The sequence below is a fragment of the Microbulbifer maximicatervae (SeqCode) genome (assembly GCF_052467695.1).
The window spans coordinates 4,020,396-4,039,432 of sequence record NZ_CP174320.1; the positions used below are offsets into that span (position 1 = coordinate 4,020,396).

The following is a 19,037-nucleotide window of genomic DNA, read 5'->3' on the forward strand; positions in this document are numbered from 1 at the left end:
TTACTATCGAGAATATTATGAATTTAATGGGAATACTTTGAATGAAGAAATCTGGAAAACTGATCAGTAATACTGTACCACTGACACTATATATTTACTGTTCTTTGTTTTTGTCAGGGGTTATTATTAGCCTAAATACTTACGCCATGACCGAAGATGAGCTGGCGACGGTGCTTTTCCCTGTGGGTGATAATGTTGAGCCCTTGACTTCTGAGGTTTTTAACGAGCAACTAGATTTACAATCGGGAGCTGTCACTTTTACAAGAAGTGATGTAAAACTCCAGCCTTTAGGAGATTTATCAGTCGCTTACAATATCTCCTTTGGTGTTAGCTATGGAGCCGCGTACGGCTGGGCCGAAGATATACCCAGAATAGAGTCCAGTGTTGCAGAATGGGTGGTAGGCTTATCAGCAGATGCTAAACCCGATGCTGTAACTAATGGGAATTTTTGTTCAACAAGCTTCCGCAATCCATACGAATTAGCATACGATCTTAATGAAGATAGTAACCTCCCGTTTGCCACGCCTCCTACCTTACATATTCCGGGATTGCTGCGAGAGCGTCTTTTAATTAATGACAACCCCAAGAGCCCTACCGACTCTCCTTTTATCACTAATAGTGGCTGGCGTGTAGAGTGCTACGACTCCCCCAACTCAAATATCAATGGTTTTTTAGCGACTTCCCCTAAAGGCACAAAATACTATTTCGACATTTATAGCCAAAGGCCGGCCTTGATTAAAATGAATGATGAGCTTAGGCCATATATTCAGCATCCTGACTTTCTAGATGCGGGAAACGGTATTTACTCAAGAAAAATGTACCATATGCTCTACATCAGCAAGATAGAAGATCGATTTGGTAATAACGCAATATACGATTATGACATCCGCTACCGCAAAGATTTTGATGCAGATCGAAATTACTTTCAGGTAAACCAGTTAAGCAGTATCACACAGAACGATGGTCAGAAAATTGACGTCAATCTTGTAAACGGACGAAAGACTGTTTCCGCTAACAATAGGCAGTGGCAATATTATTACTCTAGTAATAGTTCAATCTCTAATTCAGCATTTAAAGTGCTTTTGCCGAATGGGCAAGAGTGGACCTATCGTACAGCAGGACCGGAGAATCCCTATCTATATTTTTGGCTAACGGGTATATCTGGGCGATATAGAGGTTGTAATGCAATAACCGAAGATAAATATATTAACGTCGAGATTGAAGCCCCTGGAAATCTGATCGGATTATTTTCCTTCAAACCAACAATCATATCGTTAGCAAACTATAAGCGGCGCCCATTTATTGATGACGAGCTTGACCGATGCCATATGTCGATGGCACTAGATAAGAAAGAGATTAATTACGATACAAATAAAAGCTACACATGGTCCTATCAGTACTCAAACCATAAAGGCGAGTTTCAGGAGATGTTTAATTATGTGCCAACGATAACAGAAGCGGAAAAATTACAGGGAGATGTCCCTGATAATGTTGATCGATATCTCAGCGGTCGAACAACGGTAACAATGCCTGATCTTAGCTATGTAAACTATTATACCAACCGTGATAGGTTATCTAACAATTTTGGTTCAGTTATTGCCCTTCAAAATTATTCTGCGCCAAATAACGGCTCATCAAAACTGCTTCGCGAGGTGCAGCTTGACTATCAGTTAATCCCGGCTTCTGGTTCTAGATGGTGGTTGCAACAAAATCCCGATGAAAACGGATACCGCTTAAAATCCAGAAGAACTATCGAAGGTGATGAATATTTAACAGAGTTTGAAGATTTTAGCTTTTTTGGCACACCACTAATTCGTTATGAGCAACATAAAAATCAATCAGGCTCGACCGTTCGAGAAAAACATACTAAATATAGCTATTTAAATGACTATAACAACTGGGTACTGGATCAATTCGTAAGCAGCTCTGTAAGTAGTAATGGAAATTCTTACACCGAGACAGATAAGCTAATCTATAGCACCTTTAGCTATGCTAATCGCTATACCAGCCAAAAGCTGCCAAGCAAGCAGTACAAATTTGGACAACTCGTCAAAACCTATAAATCTTATGATGCCCAGGGAAATTCAAACCGTGTTGAGTTTAACGCGCCGCTAGCTTTTGGTACTGGCAATCGTTTTATAGAATACAGCAATTATAAACGCGGCATCCCACAAACAATTACCCTACCTCGCCGAGAGGCGACAGGTGAAATGACATTATCGAGAACGGTTAACGATAATGGTTTATTTACTAGCATTACAGATTTTAATGGCGTTACCACACAATATAAATATGACGAAATAGGGCGCCTATTAGCTAAGGATTTAGACGATGATACCGATTACAATTACAGCTGGGCGGACACGCTATATCAGTGGGATGATGATACCAATACGAGAACTGTAACACGTTGTAAATTGAATGCTTCGCAGAACGGATGCATTAATGGAACCACCGCATTAGTAACACAGCAGGATTATGATGGCTTGATGCGTTTGACAAATACAGAAGCGGAAAATAGACGTCAGACTAAGGCAAGTGAAAATACTATTTATAAAAGCTACACTTACGATTTTAATAATCACGTATTATTTTCTTCGTTTGACAGTTATGGCAGCGTCGAAACTGGAGGCACGACAAATACTTTCGACGCCTTAGGTCGCCTTAAATCCACATCTAATACAGGCCTGGGAACCATTACATATGTTTACCCATCTGGAAATATTGTTGAAATAACAGATGCGGAAAATAATACCACAACAACGACCTTCTCTGCTTATGGAGAGCCGTCCTATGAGAGAGCAATAAAAATTGAATCTCCGGAAAGTGTCGTAACTGATATCAATATTGATATCTTTGACTTGGTAAAATCTATTACTCAGTCTGGACCGGGTAAAACCTCAAACACTATAATAAGCCAAACCGAGAATCATTATTATGACACCTATAAACAGCTGTGCCTGGTTACTAGAAAAGATATTGGAAGTACAGCATATAGCAAAAACGCACTTGGCGAGAATCTCTGGACGGCTCAGAATATCGACTCAAATCACAGTAACTGTTTAAGTAGTCAACCTAGTGATGCAACTCTTTATGGTTATGATAATTTAGGAAAACTTCATTCAGTTGATTACTCTGATAACTCACCAGACATGCTTTACCAACGCGATAATAATGGAAATGTAACGTTAATTGCTGCTGGAGCGGTAGGCCATATTTATAGCTACAATAACCTCAATTTTCCTGAAGATGAAGTTATAGATATAGAAGGCGATGTAAGTTTTAATATTGATTACACCTATGATTCCTTAGCTCACCTTTCTTCAATAACTTATCCTGATGCCAGTCAAGTGAGTTTCTCACCCAATGGCTTTGGGCAAGCAACTCACGCAGTTCGGCAAGCAGCAAACGGCTACAGTGCATTTACCTATGTAGACGATGCAGTGTATTATGCGAATGGATCGATCAATAGCTTTGATTTTAGCAATGGCCTTAGCCATAAAACCACACTTAATAGCGCTCAAATTCCAAGTAATATTGAAGACTCTAGTGGCAATATTAAAGCGCTTGATTATAGTTACTTCTATGACAACAACCTTAATGTTACTCGTTTGTTAGATAATATCGATACTGCTTATAGTCTAACTGACTTAAACTATGACGGGCTTGACCGACTGACAAAGACTTATGGGAATAGTGGCATCGGCAATAGTACTATACGCTATGATGGCCTAGGAAATATCACCTATTATCAAAGTAAAAACAGTACTCTAGATTATACTTATAATACTAGCCTGAATCGCCTGAGTTCAGTCATTGGCAGTGGCTCAGCTTCTAAGAGTTACAGCAGCTTTCAATATGATTCACGCGGTAATATCGTCAACAATAGTCACCGAAACTTCACATATAATCTAGCCGGTCAAATGACTACATCTGATTCTAATAGTTATCTTTACGATGCTTACAATCGACGTGTTAGAACGGTAGATAGTGAAGGCACAGGTTATAGTATTTACAATAGGAGTGGTGTACTACTTCACCGATACACGCCTGCAGGTGGTATCAATTACATTTATCTTGGAGACAGACTCGTCGCAAAAGATGGTGCTATTGCCGATAATTCTGGTAAGCAACATTACCGGCCTTATGGAAAAAGTATTGAAGGTGAAGTGGATGATGTCGGCTACACAGCTCACAAATTTGATGCCGATCTCGATTTGTCTTATATGCAAGCTCGATATTATGACCCCAATCTAGGTAGGTTTTATTCGAATGATCCGGTAAATGCTTTAACGTTTATTCAACAAGGAAATATTCATGGATTTAATCGTTACGCTTATGCAAACAGTAACCCCTATAAATATACTGATCCGGATGGGATGGCACCTAATAGAGCGGGTGTTACCACGATAGCCAATCTAAAATCTGAAATAATAGGGTATGAAATAGCAGGTTTGAAAGGTGCTGCTGTCATGAAGGCATTGTCGAAAAACCATGGAGGTAACGTAAATCGTTATATATTTACTGATAAACATGGGTGGGTCGACTTGCGACATTTTGGTAAGGCTGCTGAAATGGCTTCGTCTATTGGAAGCATAGCAACAGAGACTTTAGGCTTTGGCAACGAAATGGCTCAGTGGGCTACCGAGTGGGGAGATGATTACCGAAGCGGTTTTTCCCCTGAAGATATTTCTAGTAACGCAGCGGGTGCGGCATTTGGTGACGACTACATGAACGATTCTAGTAGTGTCTCGAATAGCCTTGATACGTGGTTAAAGGATGCTGGGGCTAGAGATCCTAGCGACCCTGCCTCAGGAGCATCTAGTTTGCCTGCAACAGACCCTGCTGTAAAAGGCGGTGCAAATAGAGGCTCATCAAATATTAGTAATAGTAATCATTGCCCATCTTCTAAATCTAGTTGCTCGTAAAAGACTCAATATGAGAAAATCACTAATTTTGTTGTGTATGTTTTTCATTACCGGCTGTATCCAGCAGCCGGAGCTTAGTGAGAAACAGCTTGTGCTCATTAGGGCTGAGGCAGAAGAACTCCTTCTTCTGTCACCTAACCCTAAATTTTATATTGATTACTCAGGGCAATCTAACATCAAAAAATTGAAGCCTGAAAGGGTCTATGTTACTAAAGATGGTTTGTATATTGAATTGCACTCAAGTTTCTCGACTGAAACTGGCTTATTTGTCCCTAGAGATGGAGTTAATATTGATACTGGTGAAGGGCTAGATCCAGCATATAGAGAATTGAAAAATAAAGTTTACAGCTACGAAATTAAAGGTTAGGTCTACAGTATAACTTGTCAATTGAGTACAGCCACTAATTAAATAAAAGCCTTGGTGATGAAAATCCCCAAGGCTTTTTTCATTTTTTAGTATCTTTCGCTTGATTTTAAACAATTAACGCTACGCCTTATATTTAATAATCATCCCCATCTGCAGTGCTTCAGTATTCAAGTGATGTTCTGATGAGATGGCGACAGTCCTGCCATTTCAAGTGGTGGTGTGATTAATTTTTTAGTAAAGAATCGACAAGTCACTAACCACAAGAAAGTCCAAGCTTGTCTTAGCAAACACGTGACAGATTAAGGTGCAGCCATATACGTAGTCGGGCATCAGTTTAGATGGTAAATTTGCCACTAAAAAAGGAGGAGTTCAAGTTGGATTCAGCTCGCTTTTTAGTAGATTAAACGCGTTTAATATCTGGAGCGCCCCGCTCAATTGGTGAACCCACAACCATCAGTACGGTGTTTGAATTTATTGAAAGAGATGCACCGATTTCTTATGCATTAGAGCAGCTGCATTAGTTACTATCATTCAAGTTAAGATCCTCAACGTCTGATCAATCGCTTGCTCACTATTGCAGCGCTGGATCTCCAACTTTTCAATGCCAACACCGTTAAGTTTCTCCCGTATTTGGTTCAGTTCAGCATCAGTTGTGAGGCTCGGATGCCTGGTAAGGCGCACTTGCAGTGGTACATTGGATTGAGCGAGAAGCTCCGCACACTGCCAAGGGGCCTCGCCACTGCCATCAACACCCGTAATGGAAGGGTAGTTTTCCGGCATTGCTTTGATATCCAACCCCACCCAATCAAGACATTGGATCAGGCGTTCCAGCCTGCGGGGGTAAATTCCCGCAGTATGAAGCCCAACCTTGAATCCCAGCTCCCTGACTTGGGCAATCGCCGGTTCCAGGGCACTCTGGGCAGTGGGCTCTCCACCAGAAAACACAACGGCGTCCAGCAAGCCCCGACGACTGTCTAAAAATGTGAGGATCTGATCCCAGTCATAGGCACTGGGTGCTCGCGCAGGTAGTAGATCACCGTTATGGCAGTAGCGGCAGCGCCAGGGGCATCCCTGGCAAAAAACCACCGCTGCCAACTCGCCGGGGAAGTCGATTGCCGTAAACGACGTGAATCCACCGACACGTAACTTATTACTCATAAGTTTTTAGTGCATTCCTGCTGTTGTCCGCCACAAAGAATTGGCGCTCCCGGTGCTCTGATTGTTTTCCCGGATTCCAAAATGAAACTGGGCGGTGGTACCCCATTACCCGGCTCCATACCTCGCAGCGGGTCCGATCTTCTTCTCTCAATAAAGTATCTTGTTGGCTCATGGTCTTTCTCCTTGCAAGTATGGTTTAGTCGCTACAACAGGAATGCTCACGGGCCAGGAGAGCTTCGTCGCAGCGTGGGCAGAATTCGTGTTCGCCACTCAGATATCCATGGACCGGGCAAATAGAAAAGCTCGGGGTCACGGTGATATAGGGCAGGCGGTAGTTTTCCAGAGCACGCCGCAATAAGCGGCGGCAACTATCGGCATCAGGCAACTGTTCGCCCAAATAAAGATGAAGCACAGTGCCACCGGTGTAACGGGATTGGAGGGATTCCTGTCGGGCCAGGGCCTCGAAGGGATCATCGGTAAAGCCCACCGGCAGCTGGGATGAATTGGTGTAGTAGGGCGCTTCACTACTACCTGCCTGCATAATATCTGGGTAACGTTTGCGATCTTCGCGGGCAAACCGATAAGTAGTGCCCTCTGCCGGGGTTGCCTCCAGGTTGTAGAGATGTCCGGTTTGTTCCTGGAATTCAGTCATGCGCATACGGATATGATCGAGTAATTGCTCGGCCAGTGCTTTCCCATCTTCCGTAACTACACTTTCGTTATCCCCACTGAAGTTTCTCAGCATCTCATTGATGCCGTTCACCCCGATCGTGGAGAAGTGGTTGCGCAGAGTCCCCAGGTAGCGGCGAGTGTAGGGAAATAGACCTGCATCCATATGCCGTTGGATGACTTTCCGTTTCACTTCAAGTGAATCACGGGCAAGTATCAGCAGTTTGTCCAGCTGGGAGAGCAGAAGCTGCCAGTTTCCTTTATAGAGATATCCAAGGCGGGCACAGTTGATAGTTACTACGCCGAGCGAACCTGTCTGTTCGGCGGAGCCAAAGAGGCCGTTGCCACGCTTTAACAATTCGCGCAGATCAAGCTGTAAGCGGCAGCACATGGAACGAACCATGTTTGGGCTCAGGTCTGAATTTATAAAGTTTTGGAAATAGGGCAGACCGTAGCGAGCGGTCATGGCAAACAGCCGCTCAGCATTTTCGCTCTCCCAAGGGAAATCCTCACTGATGTTGTATGTGGGAATAGGGAAGGTGAATACCCTACCGCGTGCATCCCCCTCGCTCATGACTTCGATATAGGTGCGGTTGATTAGATCCATTTCTTCTTGCAGGTCGCCATAGGTGAAGGGCATTTCCTGACCGGCAATCACAGGCACCTGCTCGCGCAAATCCTGGGGGCAAACCCAGTCGAAAGTGAGATTAGTAAAGGGGGTCTGGGTACCCCAGCGGGATGGCACATTCAGGTTAAAGATCAGCTCCTGAATGCACTGGCGTACGGTCGCGTAGTCCAGCTGGTCCTTGCGCACAAAAGGCGCAAGATAGGTATCGAAAGAGCTAAATGCTTGCGCGCCCGCCCATTCGTTTTGAAGTGTTCCAAGAAAGTTAACAATCTGTCCGACCGCGCTGGTCAAGTGGGCCGGCGGTGCCGATTCGACTTTTCCCGGAACACCATTCAACCCTTCATGTAATAGGGTGCGCAGCGACCAACCTGCACAATATCCAGCCAACATATCCAAGTCGTGGATGTGTAAATCGCCATCCCGATGTGCTGCGCCGATCTCAGGGGAATAAACATGATTTAACCAATAGTTGGCAATCATTTTACCTGCGCTGTTCAGGATCAATCCCCCAAGGGAATATCCCTGGTTCGCATTGGCTGCAACTCGCCAATCCGCTTGCTCTAAATACTCTTCAATAGAAGCACCGACATCCACCAGTGTTTGCCGATCAGTGCGCATTTGCGCATGCCGCCCCCGATAAGCGATATAGGCGCGGGCAGTATCAATGTAATCGTTATTGATCAATACCTGTTCAGCAATATTCTGAATCTCTTCAATATCAATGGGCTCACCACTATCAAAGCGGTGCTTGATCACTTTAAGGACAGATTCGGTAAGTTGTTCCGCTTCCTGTTGATCAAAAGATTCCGTTGCCTGGCCAGCACTGAGAAGAGCCAAAGTGATTCTGCGAGCATCAAAAGCCAGTGTCCTGCCATCTCGCTTACGCACCAACAGTTGATCTGAACTTACCTGCGAAATCTGTTCTGAAGCTGGTGCGGCTTCGCTGTCGGGTATAGCGGTACTGGTCATCGGACTTCCTCACAATTTGTGGGGAGAGCATATCGAAGAGACAGGAACACCAATTGATCCAGATCACTATATATGGCGCATTGCTTAATAGATGGACACAATATGTTGTGCTCTTGGTATGGGCTTAGATTAGGTACATACCTACTCTCGGCAAGTCCGAAGGCGAGTTCAGTGCCAGTCGGATGTACCTAACTATAGGGAGAATCGCGAAGTGCTTCCTTCAGCCAGGTTACGAAAGCCAACACATTTCCATTTCTTGAATGGCGGCTAGGTATTAATGCGGAATAGGTAAATCCCTCAATCCCTGAAAGCTTGGAGTCTCCTCTGTAGGGGACCAGCCATTGATTGCGCAAAGGATTTTGAACAAGAAGCGAACTTACTAGCGCAATACCCTGGCCAGCCAAGGCGGCCTGGATTACATGATGCTCCTGGTCAAACTGCCGCACGCGAATGCCATCAAGTTTTCTTTTGAGGAGAGTTTGCCAGTTCAGCGGTGGAAGTGATGAGTTAACCCATTTTGTTTCCAGAAGTTGAGCTTCAGAAATATCCCTAATCTGAGTCAGGTAGCTTGGTGCAGCGTAGACACCGATTGTTTCGGTGGCCAAGTGGAGAGCATTTTTTGTACTTCCATCATATTTCCCGTACCGAATAGCGATGTCGATGCGTCTATCTCGCTCGATATCACTCACTTCTTCCCCGGTCACTACTGAAACAATGATATCTGGAAATTTCTGATAAAAATTCTCCAGATGGGGCACAAGCCACATAGCAGCAAAGCTTGAAGTCGTACTAACGGTCAGTGTTTTCTTTGAACACGTTATTTCACTCACCGTTTCAGTGAGCTGCTGAAAAATTTGAGAGGTAGTTTGAGCGAGCATCTGCCCTTCACTGGTCAACTGCACGGCACGGGTTTTGCGCTCGAATAATGTTGTACCCAGGGACTCCTCCAAACCCTTTATCTGATGTGATACGGCTGTCGGCGTTATAAAGAGTTCTTCCGCAGTTCTCTTGAAACTGCCCAGCCTGGCGGCTGCATCGAATACTTTGAGGGCGTTGAGGGAGGGCAGGTTTGGGTACACCGATCAGAATCTCTTATAGATGAGTTTTCCTCATCTATAAGAAGAAATAACTCGTTTGTCAAGGATACTCCCCAGCATCACCATAGATGAACCTTCAGGCGGTTTAGTAAAGGTTCCAGACTATGAAAACACTATTACATATTGACGCTAGTGCCCAGAAGTGGAGCGGCTTAGCAGCACCACATGAAAGTGCGAATATCCCCAGGCATACCTCAATCTCCAAAGCAGTTGCCGCAAGTTTTGTAAGCAGCTGGCTAGAAAAGAGGCCTAAAGATAAAGTTATCCATAGAGATGTCGGTTTAAATCCACCAGGTTTTATTAATCAAGATTGGATTGCCTCGGTTTTTACGCCTGAAGCGGATCGCACCAAGGAGCAACAGTCCTTGGTCGCGCTTTCTGACACCTTAATTGATGAGCTATCCCAGGCGGATATCATTGTTATGTCCACTTCGATGTATAACTACGGCATGCCTGCCGCACTTAAAGCCTGGTTCGATCAAGTTGTTCGTATCAACAAGACGTTCACCTTTGATTTAGACCGCGGTGACTTCCCCTTAGAGCCTATTATGTCTGGCAAAAAGCTGGTGCTAATCACCTCTGCCGGGGAGTTTGGCTTTGGACAAGGAGGAATCCGTGAGCAAATGAATCACCTGGGGCCACATATCCGAACCTTAAGCCACTATTTGGGGGTTGAGGAGTTTCATGAAATCAATGCGGAGTACCAGGAATTTGCTGATGAAAGGCATCGGGATTCGATTAAACGAGCTTTCCTCAAAACCCAGGAGTTAACCGCAACGTTGGCTAACTGCCTTTAAAGTTTGCCTGCCAAAGCAGCTTGTCTACCCAATGAAGTGGCCAGCGACTTGTCAGAGTGGCCTCCCGATACTTACTATGCGGAATAGGCGCAAATAGCGTCTTTGTCAGCTCTCAATTTGTACTCTGGTACAAAAAAGTAAATAAGTATCTGAGGATTCATGAAGCAGCGGGTATTTGGCAATTCATCGAACGACAACGCGAATGTTACTTTAGCCTCTGGAAACAATTGCCGGTTGATCAGGGTTCGTAGAGACCTAATACCGAATTACCACCTCTTGGTTTTTCCAAAATCCCAGGGAGAACCAAGTAAGGAGGAGGTTAGTGAGATGGTTTCACTTGGCATTGAGCATGCAAGAAGCATTGCCGAATCAATAGTCGATGACCCAGAAGCCTATACTCTCCTTTACAGTGGTTATAGTGCTCGACGGGAAAAAAGCTGGCATATTCATATCGTATTATTGGGGAATCGATGGAGAAAGGCATGGCTTTATTTGGTATTGGCAGGGAAAAACATTTTACAAGCTACGGGTTTTCGGAAAGATGACGCTCCGAGGATTAGCCAATGAACCAAAATAGATGGCTCAACCTAATGGGGGCACTCAATCTTCCTGAATCCCTTCAGTGCTTCGAAAAGTTAGTTTCTTCGTATGCAGAGAATCACAGGCATTATCATACAGGGCATCACATTGATGCGATGCTGAAGCACTTTGATAAAGTTGCAGAGCTTGCCGAGCACCCCCATGAGGTCGAGTTGGCTATCTGGTTTCACGATGCGATTTACAAGCCATTTTCCTCTAAGAATGAAGAAAACAGTGCTCTATGGGCAAAAAAGTTCCTGATCAATTCCGGGTATTGTCCCGCAGGAGTGGATAGGGTGTACCAATTGATTATGGCAACCTGCCACAATTACACGCCAGTTAGTATTGATGAAAAGCTAATTATCGACATTGACCTAACGATCCTGGGTGCCAGCACAAGCGTTTTCGAAGCTTATGAAAAACAAGTCCGTAAAGAGTATCGGCTGGTACCGATTATGATTTACAAAAAGAAACGCAGGGAACTATTAAGGGAATTTTTGTCTCAGAAAAGGCTTTATCACACCGATTACTTTCACAGTCACTTTGATGCTCAAGCTCGAAGTAATATTAAAAGAAGTTTACAGGCCTTTTGACGTACTCTTGCGTGGTTTAAATGATAATTCAACTTCCCTTAAGGCTCGTCTACAACTACTGGATTCTGCTAACAGTGGTGTTTTTGTGCATTATTACGAGCCTATCCCTGTTTCCGCTTCCCGAAGTACCCAATATACCCGGCACCGACAAAACCAATCACTTAATTGCCTATAGTGCACTGATGTTCCCCGTCGCTCTGCGCAGGCCTAGTTACTGGTGGCTAATAGGGTTATTTTTTGTGCTGTGGAGCGGTGGCATAGAGTTACTTCAACCTTACGTGAATCGCACAGGTGAGTGGTTGGATTTCGCGGCTAATACGGCAGGGATATTGAGCGGCACACTTATCGCTTGGGTGCTGGGAAAATTTGGGCTGAGGGAGTACAAATCCTAAAAACCTGGATTAGCTCAAGCTCCAGAACTGCTCCAACTTGCCCGTTAACTGATCGGTATTGCGACAAATCACCGGTTGCCAGTGCTCGGGGAAAAGCTGCCAATAAAAAGGTTCTGAAAAGCGGCTATCTACCAGAATGATCACACCTTTATCAGATTCGGAACGTATAACCCGACCGGCAGTTTGCAGTACGCGAGTCATCCCTGGATAGCGGTAGGCGATGTCAAATCCATGGATGCCAGTAGTTTCCGCAGCATCGCGCTGTAGCTCCCGCTCAACATTAACTTGCGGGAGCCCAGTACCGACGATAATAGTGCCAACCAGCTTCTCCCCAACATAGTCAATGCCTTCACCAAAGGTGCCCCCCATAATGGCAAACCCAAGGCTCTTGTTACCTTCGTTGAATCCAGACAAAAACTCAGCGCGCTCTGTCTCTCCCTGCCCCGGCAGCTGTTGTAACAAGAACACTTCCGGGAATCTCGCCTTAAAACTCTCAGCAACTTGCTCCAGGTAACGATAAGAGGGAAAAAATACCAGGTAATTTCCTGCGCGGCTGTAAAAGGTACGGGAAATAATGTCGACGAGATTCTCTATTGAGCGGTCGCGGGCTTGGTAGCGCGTATCTATATATGGACACAGGAAAACGCCCTGTTGCTGCGGCTGAAAAGGCGAGGGCAGTCTTAAGTAGGGCGACTCATGCTCTACACCCAGTTGACTATATATATAGCTGGCTGGGCGCAAAGTCGCAGAGAAGAGTATAGCGGCTTGGTTTTGCTGGTAGGATCGCTGTAAGAACTGTGCAGTATTTAAACAAAGTAGCTTAATTTCCTGCTCCTGCCAGGGAGCATCCCGGTCAATCACCCGAGTGACGACTTTATGCTGATCGGAAAGCTCCTGCTCAATAACAGCGTAACGATAGACAGACCTTAACCACTCCGCTATTTCTTCCGGGGGCGACTGAGAGCTTTCTATAAGTTGGCTGACCGTGGAGAGAACTTTTTGCACTGCTCGGGAAACCGATTCTGGATTCTCTGCTTCACCTGTTGCTGCAGTGACCCAAACTTCACCCCCTTCAAAAGTACTGCGGCGTTGAGCTACACCAACTTCTCGCAATCGCTTGATCCAATTTTCAATTGCCCGAACCAGAGACTGGATACTTCTCCGCAATGTAGGAGAGTGCCCTTTGCAAGCATTAGCTGCGCGGCGACTATCACGGCGGGATAACTTTGCACTGTACATTTCCTGGGCGCGGTCGATCAAATTATGAGCTTCATCGACTAACAATGCGCGGCGATTGCGCTGGTCCTGAAAACTGGTCAGGCGTACCAAAGGGTCAAATACATAGTTGAAATCACATACCACCAAGTCTACCCAAGGCAATATTTGAAGGGAGAGTTCAAAGGGGCAGATTTGCTGCTGATCCGCCACATCAGCAATTTCTTTGGGAGTTAACTGGGGCCGGCCGAGCAGGGCATCCATTGCAACTGGAAGTCGATCATAAAACCCTCTTGTTCTCGGACAGATGCCGTCATCATCACGGGTACAAAGCCCCAGGTTACAGGCACAGGTTTTTTCTCTTGCTTGAATTTCAAGTAAAGATAACTGCAAACCACTCGCCTGAAGTGCCTCAATGGTTTCCCGCACCATTTGCCGACCGGAATTCTTTGCGGTCAGGTAAACCAGCTGATCCAGTTTTTCCTCGCCAATTGCCTTTATGGCTGGGAATAGGGTGCTGATTGTCTTACCGGTTCCCGTTGGAGCTTCGGCCACCAGCTCGCCACCGTCCCGGAAACACCGGTAGGCTTCCACTGCCAGTTGGCGCTGGCCGGGGCGGTATTGCGGAAAAGGGAAAGCGAGCTGTTTCGCAGTATCAATAAGCTGTTGCCGATGTTCCTGCCAAGCCCTGTGCCAACACAAATATTTTGTGAGAGCCTCAAGAGTGAAGGCCTCTAACTCACTAAAGGGGTACTCTATGCACTCTGTATAGGCCTTGCGCTCCTTGAGGTTATACCAGACAACTTGCAGGGCAACTGTATCTGTACCATCTGTGGCGCCTTCATTGACCAAGTGGCAATAGCCGTAAATTTTTAGCTGGGCCCAATGCAATTTCTTGGCGGCTTCGGGCAACTTCGATGGGGGTAAATAAGTGGTCTTAATTTCATCCAGCTGAGCCGGTTTATGCAAATCACTTTTCGGGTGAAAAATGTCAACCCGGCCGCTCAAAGTAACCTGCTGTTCCATCCAATCTATTTGGGTCTTGAGCTTGTATTCTGCCGGCCGCTGATTTTGTAGCTTCTGATGAGCCCGAATCCCTTCCTGGGCAGAGGGCCCAGAAGTTGGCTCCCGAATCAAATCCCCGCTGCGGCAGGAGAAAGCGACTAGCTCTCCCACAGAAAGATTCAAAGTCTCAGCCGGCTCTAAGCTATCCAAAGCTAGTGCCATTCCACATGAATTACCCGATGAGGGATCGCCTCTTCAGCAAAAAACGCCAGCCAGCGTTCTTGGTTTTTTTGTAAGCGATCCCCAGGACCTTTAACCTCCACGAGTTCATAGTGACCGGAGGGAGTAAAGCAAATGAGGTCTGGCAGCCCATTTCTATTCTGTGTGATATCACTGAGCATGCGAGTAAAAATTGAACGCCAATGACTTAGGGGGATTCTATCCAGCGCCTTCTCAAGTAGTTCTGTAGACAAAGCCTCCCAAGTAACCAAAGGGTTGGCAATACCTTGTTTCTCAGCAAAGGTAGCGAGGACACGGGACTTCAAGGGCTCATGCTCTATTTCAGCCAATCGCTGGGTGAATAGCGCTTGTCGGGAATAGTAAAAATCCGCGGTGCGAAAATCGGCTGGGGCTACCTGGAAGGGGTTGAAAAAAGCACCAGGCACAGGTGCAAACAGTATGTCCCAAATATAGAGGCCCAACACACCAGTGAATAGGGTGTTCTCTACATAAAAACACTCACCACCGCTAGAACCTTCAAGGTGCTCTGCCACCTGTAGCTCAACACAGATTTCCCCCTGCGCCAAACTTATCACTTCAGTGGGTGCTTGGATTTTATGAGGTGCCTGCCAATTGTTGAGGCCTCCACTTCGTTTGGCTGTGCGGTAACCAAAGCTAAGAGCAAACTCTCTTTCTGCCTGGTCCATAGGGAAGGCTATTATTTCCTCGCATATTTCCAATGCTAGAGTGTCGTACCCTTGCTTTATGGCAATTCGTGCGCGGCGCTCACGGGCGGGAGGGGTTTTACAAAGTTGATATAGTGAATCGGCCTGCTCAAGAGCATTGAGCCGCTCAAGCTGCCGTGCCAATTTAAGACGTATTCTGTCCAGCCGACGAGCCAGGGTTGAGTCACCATCGATACCTTCTGGCAGTTGAGCAGATAGGGCCAATATGGCTTCCGCATCTTCCAGTAAAGGCTCTTCTAACAGCTCCAAGCATTGGTAGTAAAGCAGATACTGATCAATTTGCGAGCGGCTTTGAAAGGGGAGATTTTCCTTGTCCAGTGGATAGGATTCATACCGATAAAGCCCAAGATCCCGCAATACATAGTCGGTAAGATCCTGATTCAAGTTGCCAAAGTAACACAGTTTAAAAGTCTGGAAATGTTCGGCACCCTGGACAGCTAGTATCCTGTGCTGAGAAAGCAACTTCACAAACCAGTCACTCGAACTGGAGTCTTCAAGCAATAGTTGCTCGAGGGAAGGCCGGCTGAGAGACTTGGATATACCCAAGGGGCCTGCCGCAAGCAATTCAGCTTTGGTAAATAGTGGTAGATATTCTTGTGCCGTTAACACCGGATTAAAACAAAGTAGTCCAGCGCGATCCAAAACAGCTGCAGCACTTTCAATGCTCTCTATCTCACCATAGCTAAGCTTCTCCAGGCGGAAAAGCGATCCTCTAGAGGAGGGTACTCCTTTACGGGACAGCAAACGCACATAGAGCCGCTGGCTATAAATATCCAACTCTTGGAAGGTTTTAAAAAAATTTTGCTCAGATGTGGTGATAAGCCGGGAATAATGTTGGCTAACAAATTCAATCAACGCTTTGAAGTTGTCCAGGTAGTAGCCAGTTGGCAATTCTATCGGTTGGGTCATGGCACAAGCGCTAGTTTTTCGATCTATCTATCGTCGATGCCGCACACCAGTTCCTTATGACGTGATATGCAAACAATGAGGCAGAGGTTACTCTGGGGCTGTATGGTTATACAGCAAGTTAGCCCCGTGAACAAACAACAATCCCAAGCTTTCTTCTTAGTTATTCAGCCATTTTTTCCTATGGCAACTCCCTTGATGCTCATCCAGGCTTGCAGTCGAGGCTTATAAGCGGTCGCCCCATAAGATTTAACCAATAAGGGATTACCTCTATGAAAGTGACAAATTCTGTGACTGCAGTCGCGCTATTTGCCGCCAGCGTATCTGCTCTAGCTGATAATAATGTCACCCTGGTATTCCAGGAAGGTACTGGCAATAGTGCAACTTCTGATCAGTCCGATGGTACTGTGCATAACAACTTGATTGTTCAGACCCAAATCGGCGATTTCAATGACTCGGATGCATCCCAAACTACGGGCACTTCTGAAAGCACTATTGAACTAGTGCAGACGGGAAATTTGAATCAGGCCTCAGCAGTGCAACAGAATGCAACGCAGCTTACTACTTCCTCCCTAACCCAGAGTGGCAGTGATAATACAGCGACCTTGCTGCAGGACGATGCTCAATTCAGCGCCTTCACCGGCATGCAATCTGGAGACTTGAACGACATCCAAGTCCTGCAGCAGGAAGATGTTACTTCCACCACACTTGTTGCATCTCAACAAGGAATGTCTAACACATTGGTTTTAGATCAGCGTATAAGGGTGGATAGCACTAGTGCCATGTTCACCCAAGTTGGTGACTCCAACTTCGCCAATATAGATCAGGATAGAGATGTAACCTTTACCTTTGCTATGGCCAGCCAGACTGGCTCTTCCAACTTTTTAGATATCGAGCAGGATGAAGTCACGACGACGAGCACTGCAATAATAACGCAGATAGGTGATTCGAATACTGGAAGAATAGAACAAGAAACTGATGTTTCAGCTGCTACTGGGATAGTCACCCAGATTGGTGACAACAACATTGCAAATGTAGATCAGGAGAATATTACCTCAAGCAGCGGTGAGGTAATGCAAACCGGCTCTTCTAATACGGTAAATCTTGATCAAGGGAACGAAAATATTGCCGCTATTGAACTTATTTCCTGCACCACTCTAGTAATCCAAGATGGTTCAAACAATACAGCACAAATAGATCAGGGGCAGGACGGGTCTTTGCTCACCAGTTCATTGATACTAAATCAGTTTGGCGATTCTAATTCTTCCCAGATTAATCAACATAGCGGTATTAGCAGCAGCATTCTTGCGACACAAAACGGCACTTCCAATACTCAAACAATCTCTCAGGTTGGCAGTGGTGAAATCGCATTAACCACGCAAACTGGCACAGGTAATGTAGGCAATACCTTCCAATAAACCACTAACTGAAAGAGGTTAAGGCTAGCTTAGATATTATTTAAAATATCGCATCACCTTTTGATATCGGTACACAACGTACCAAGTAAAAAATATCACTGAAATCCAAATCATAGTAATGATTTGGATTTCCAGTACCGACATATTGAACTCATGGATGACGGAGAAAAATTCAAATACGTCAGTGCAGATTAAAATAGGCAAATAGATACGCCAAGCATTTGAGAAGGCAATCCTTTTCGAGAAGGCCAATCCAAACAAAGCAACAAAAAATACAATATAAACTACCAGACTAAAAATCATCCACCAAATAGGGAGGTCCCACTCATCGGCGGCGAAACCAAGATATTGGGAATAGACTTCCAGCGGAGCGAGAATAAAAAGGAGCACCTTCCAACCCGCACTGGGTTTGTAGTGTGGAATAGAGTCTGTAAGGGGGCTATCTGGTGTCTGATACATATCCTGCATCTCGAAACGTCCTTATTATTTACCACTATTCCAGATAGGCACCAATTACCAATCCGAAAGTTACTTCTCGCCATTCCCTGAGCTAAATAGAGGTCATCATTACTTACCAGTTAGGCTCTCTGACTATCAAAATTTGAACAGCGAGGATATTGTCTGCAGTTTCAAAGTCAATAGTTGCTACATATAGTTTATCGATAGTGTGAGGCAGCTCATCGCATAAATGTGACAACATAGCCTGCTTTTTCGTAGTGTTAGCAAGGTAAAGCCATGATGTCAATCTTTAAGCTCTGAATGCAAAAGACTAAACGATAATCGGCAAACTACTTCTACATTTGGTCTGCAGTAATTAATAGCCGGCAAAAATTGCTTATAAATGCACTTACCCATAGGATTGAAGTCGCCGACAGTTTTTAATTTCAAAGGCCAATAAAAGGGCAGAGCGTGCAAAATCCTTATCAAGCACCTGAGAGCGAACTCGATAATCGCCCCGCCGTCTATAGCCCTAGTGTAGGCTGGAAAATTGTCTTTTTTATCCTTCTACCACTGGAGCTGTATTCCCAATATACGGTCTTGACCGATGGCTCCACAGGCATCCCCTTTTGGTGGTTGGTAATCAGCTTGGTTGTTTCCTCCCTTTTCTACGTCGTACTGTTTGGATTAGCGTTTGCCAAGAGAATAGGATTCGAACAACTTTGGATCTTTTTTATTCCAGTTATAGTGCTTATCGATATTTTTGAATTTTCTTTACTCGCCATCAACTTAAACAAGCTCGGGGCAGGTGTAGCCCTTGTGATGGCAAGCACTGCGCCAATCATCTTGCTTAGATGGTATGTCGTATATAAGTATCAGAAGGTTATGAAATACTTTGCCTAAAGGATGTACC

Annotated in this window: 12 protein-coding genes and 1 pseudogene; 7 read left to right on the top strand and 6 right to left on the bottom strand. The window is 45.2% G+C overall.

Features of this window, described 5'->3' with window-relative positions:
- Positions 1 to 41 precede the first annotated feature (41 nt).
- Together ACJJI8_RS17705 and ACJJI8_RS17710 are read left to right on the top strand one after the other, a co-directional pair.
- A complete protein-coding gene (locus tag ACJJI8_RS17705) occupies positions 42 to 4,928 on the top strand; it encodes an RHS repeat domain-containing protein (protein ID WP_444933195.1) in 4,887 nt (1,628 codons plus the stop codon).
- Positions 4,929 to 4,938: 10 nt separating this feature from the next.
- Positions 4,939 to 5,295, top strand: a complete 357-nt coding sequence (locus ACJJI8_RS17710; RefSeq protein ID WP_444933196.1) for a hypothetical protein — start codon at positions 4,939 to 4,941, stop codon at positions 5,293 to 5,295.
- 531 nt (positions 5,296 to 5,826) lie between these two features.
- Here ACJJI8_RS17710 and ACJJI8_RS17715 read toward each other — a convergent pair.
- The 3 genes and pseudogenes from ACJJI8_RS17715 to ACJJI8_RS17725 all read right to left on the bottom strand — a co-directional run bounded on the left by ACJJI8_RS17715 (position 5,827) and on the right by ACJJI8_RS17725 (position 9,798).
- The gene (locus ACJJI8_RS17715; protein WP_444933197.1) at positions 5,827 to 6,453 is read right to left on the bottom strand and encodes an anaerobic ribonucleoside-triphosphate reductase activating protein; all 627 of its coding nucleotides are present in this window, start codon (positions 6,451 to 6,453) and stop codon (positions 5,827 to 5,829) included.
- Positions 6,446 to 8,719: pseudogene (locus ACJJI8_RS17720) on the bottom strand (ribonucleoside triphosphate reductase). Before ACJJI8_RS17720 ends, ACJJI8_RS17715 begins: the two are co-directional and overlap by 8 nt.
- 188 nt (positions 8,720 to 8,907) lie before the next feature.
- Positions 8,908 to 9,798 (bottom strand): LysR substrate-binding domain-containing protein, encoded by an 891-nt coding sequence (locus tag ACJJI8_RS17725; protein WP_444933198.1) that lies wholly within the window; start codon positions 9,796 to 9,798, stop codon positions 8,908 to 8,910.
- Between the two features lie 122 nt (positions 9,799 to 9,920).
- Between ACJJI8_RS17725 and ACJJI8_RS17730 the strand changes: the two genes are divergently transcribed.
- The 3 genes from ACJJI8_RS17730 (at position 9,921) to ACJJI8_RS17740 (ending at position 12,177) form a co-directional block, all read left to right on the top strand.
- Entirely contained in the window at positions 9,921 to 10,613 is a 693-nt protein-coding gene (locus ACJJI8_RS17730) for an FMN-dependent NADH-azoreductase (RefSeq protein ID WP_444933199.1), read from the top strand.
- A 563-nt stretch (positions 10,614 to 11,176) separates the two neighbouring features.
- Entirely contained in the window at positions 11,177 to 11,785 is a 609-nt protein-coding gene (locus ACJJI8_RS17735; protein WP_444917155.1) for an HD domain-containing protein, read from the top strand.
- 20 nt (positions 11,786 to 11,805) lie between these two features.
- A complete protein-coding gene (locus ACJJI8_RS17740) occupies positions 11,806 to 12,177 on the top strand; it encodes a VanZ family protein (protein ID WP_444917156.1) in 372 nt (123 codons plus the stop codon).
- Between the two features lie 9 nt (positions 12,178 to 12,186).
- On the opposite strand, the gene ACJJI8_RS17745 is transcribed toward ACJJI8_RS17740, so the two are convergent.
- Positions 12,187 to 14,619 carry an ATP-dependent DNA helicase gene (locus tag ACJJI8_RS17745; protein WP_444933200.1) on the bottom strand — a complete coding sequence of 811 codons (2,433 nt, stop codon included), beginning with the start codon at positions 14,617 to 14,619 and terminating at the stop codon, positions 12,187 to 12,189.
- A complete protein-coding gene (locus ACJJI8_RS17750) occupies positions 14,610 to 16,271 on the bottom strand; it encodes a VRR-NUC domain-containing protein (protein ID WP_444933201.1) in 1,662 nt (553 codons plus the stop codon). Before ACJJI8_RS17750 ends, ACJJI8_RS17745 begins: the two co-directional genes overlap by 10 nt.
- Before the next feature lie 269 nt (positions 16,272 to 16,540).
- On the opposite strand from ACJJI8_RS17750, the gene ACJJI8_RS17755 reads away from it, so the two are divergent.
- Complete coding sequence (locus ACJJI8_RS17755; RefSeq protein ID WP_444933202.1) at positions 16,541 to 17,686, top strand: hypothetical protein; 1,146 nt, start codon at positions 16,541 to 16,543, stop codon at positions 17,684 to 17,686.
- A 36-nt stretch (positions 17,687 to 17,722) separates the two neighbouring features.
- Here the strand turns inward: ACJJI8_RS17755 and ACJJI8_RS17760 are convergent, their stop codons facing one another.
- On the bottom strand, positions 17,723 to 18,154 hold the full coding sequence (locus ACJJI8_RS17760) for a hypothetical protein (protein WP_444913070.1): 432 nt from the start codon (positions 18,152 to 18,154) through the stop codon (positions 17,723 to 17,725).
- 441 nt (positions 18,155 to 18,595) lie between these two features.
- On the opposite strand from ACJJI8_RS17760, the gene ACJJI8_RS17765 reads away from it, so the two are divergent.
- A complete protein-coding gene (locus ACJJI8_RS17765; protein ID WP_444913780.1) occupies positions 18,596 to 19,027 on the top strand; it encodes a hypothetical protein in 432 nt (143 codons plus the stop codon).
- Positions 19,028 to 19,037 lie beyond the last annotated feature (10 nt).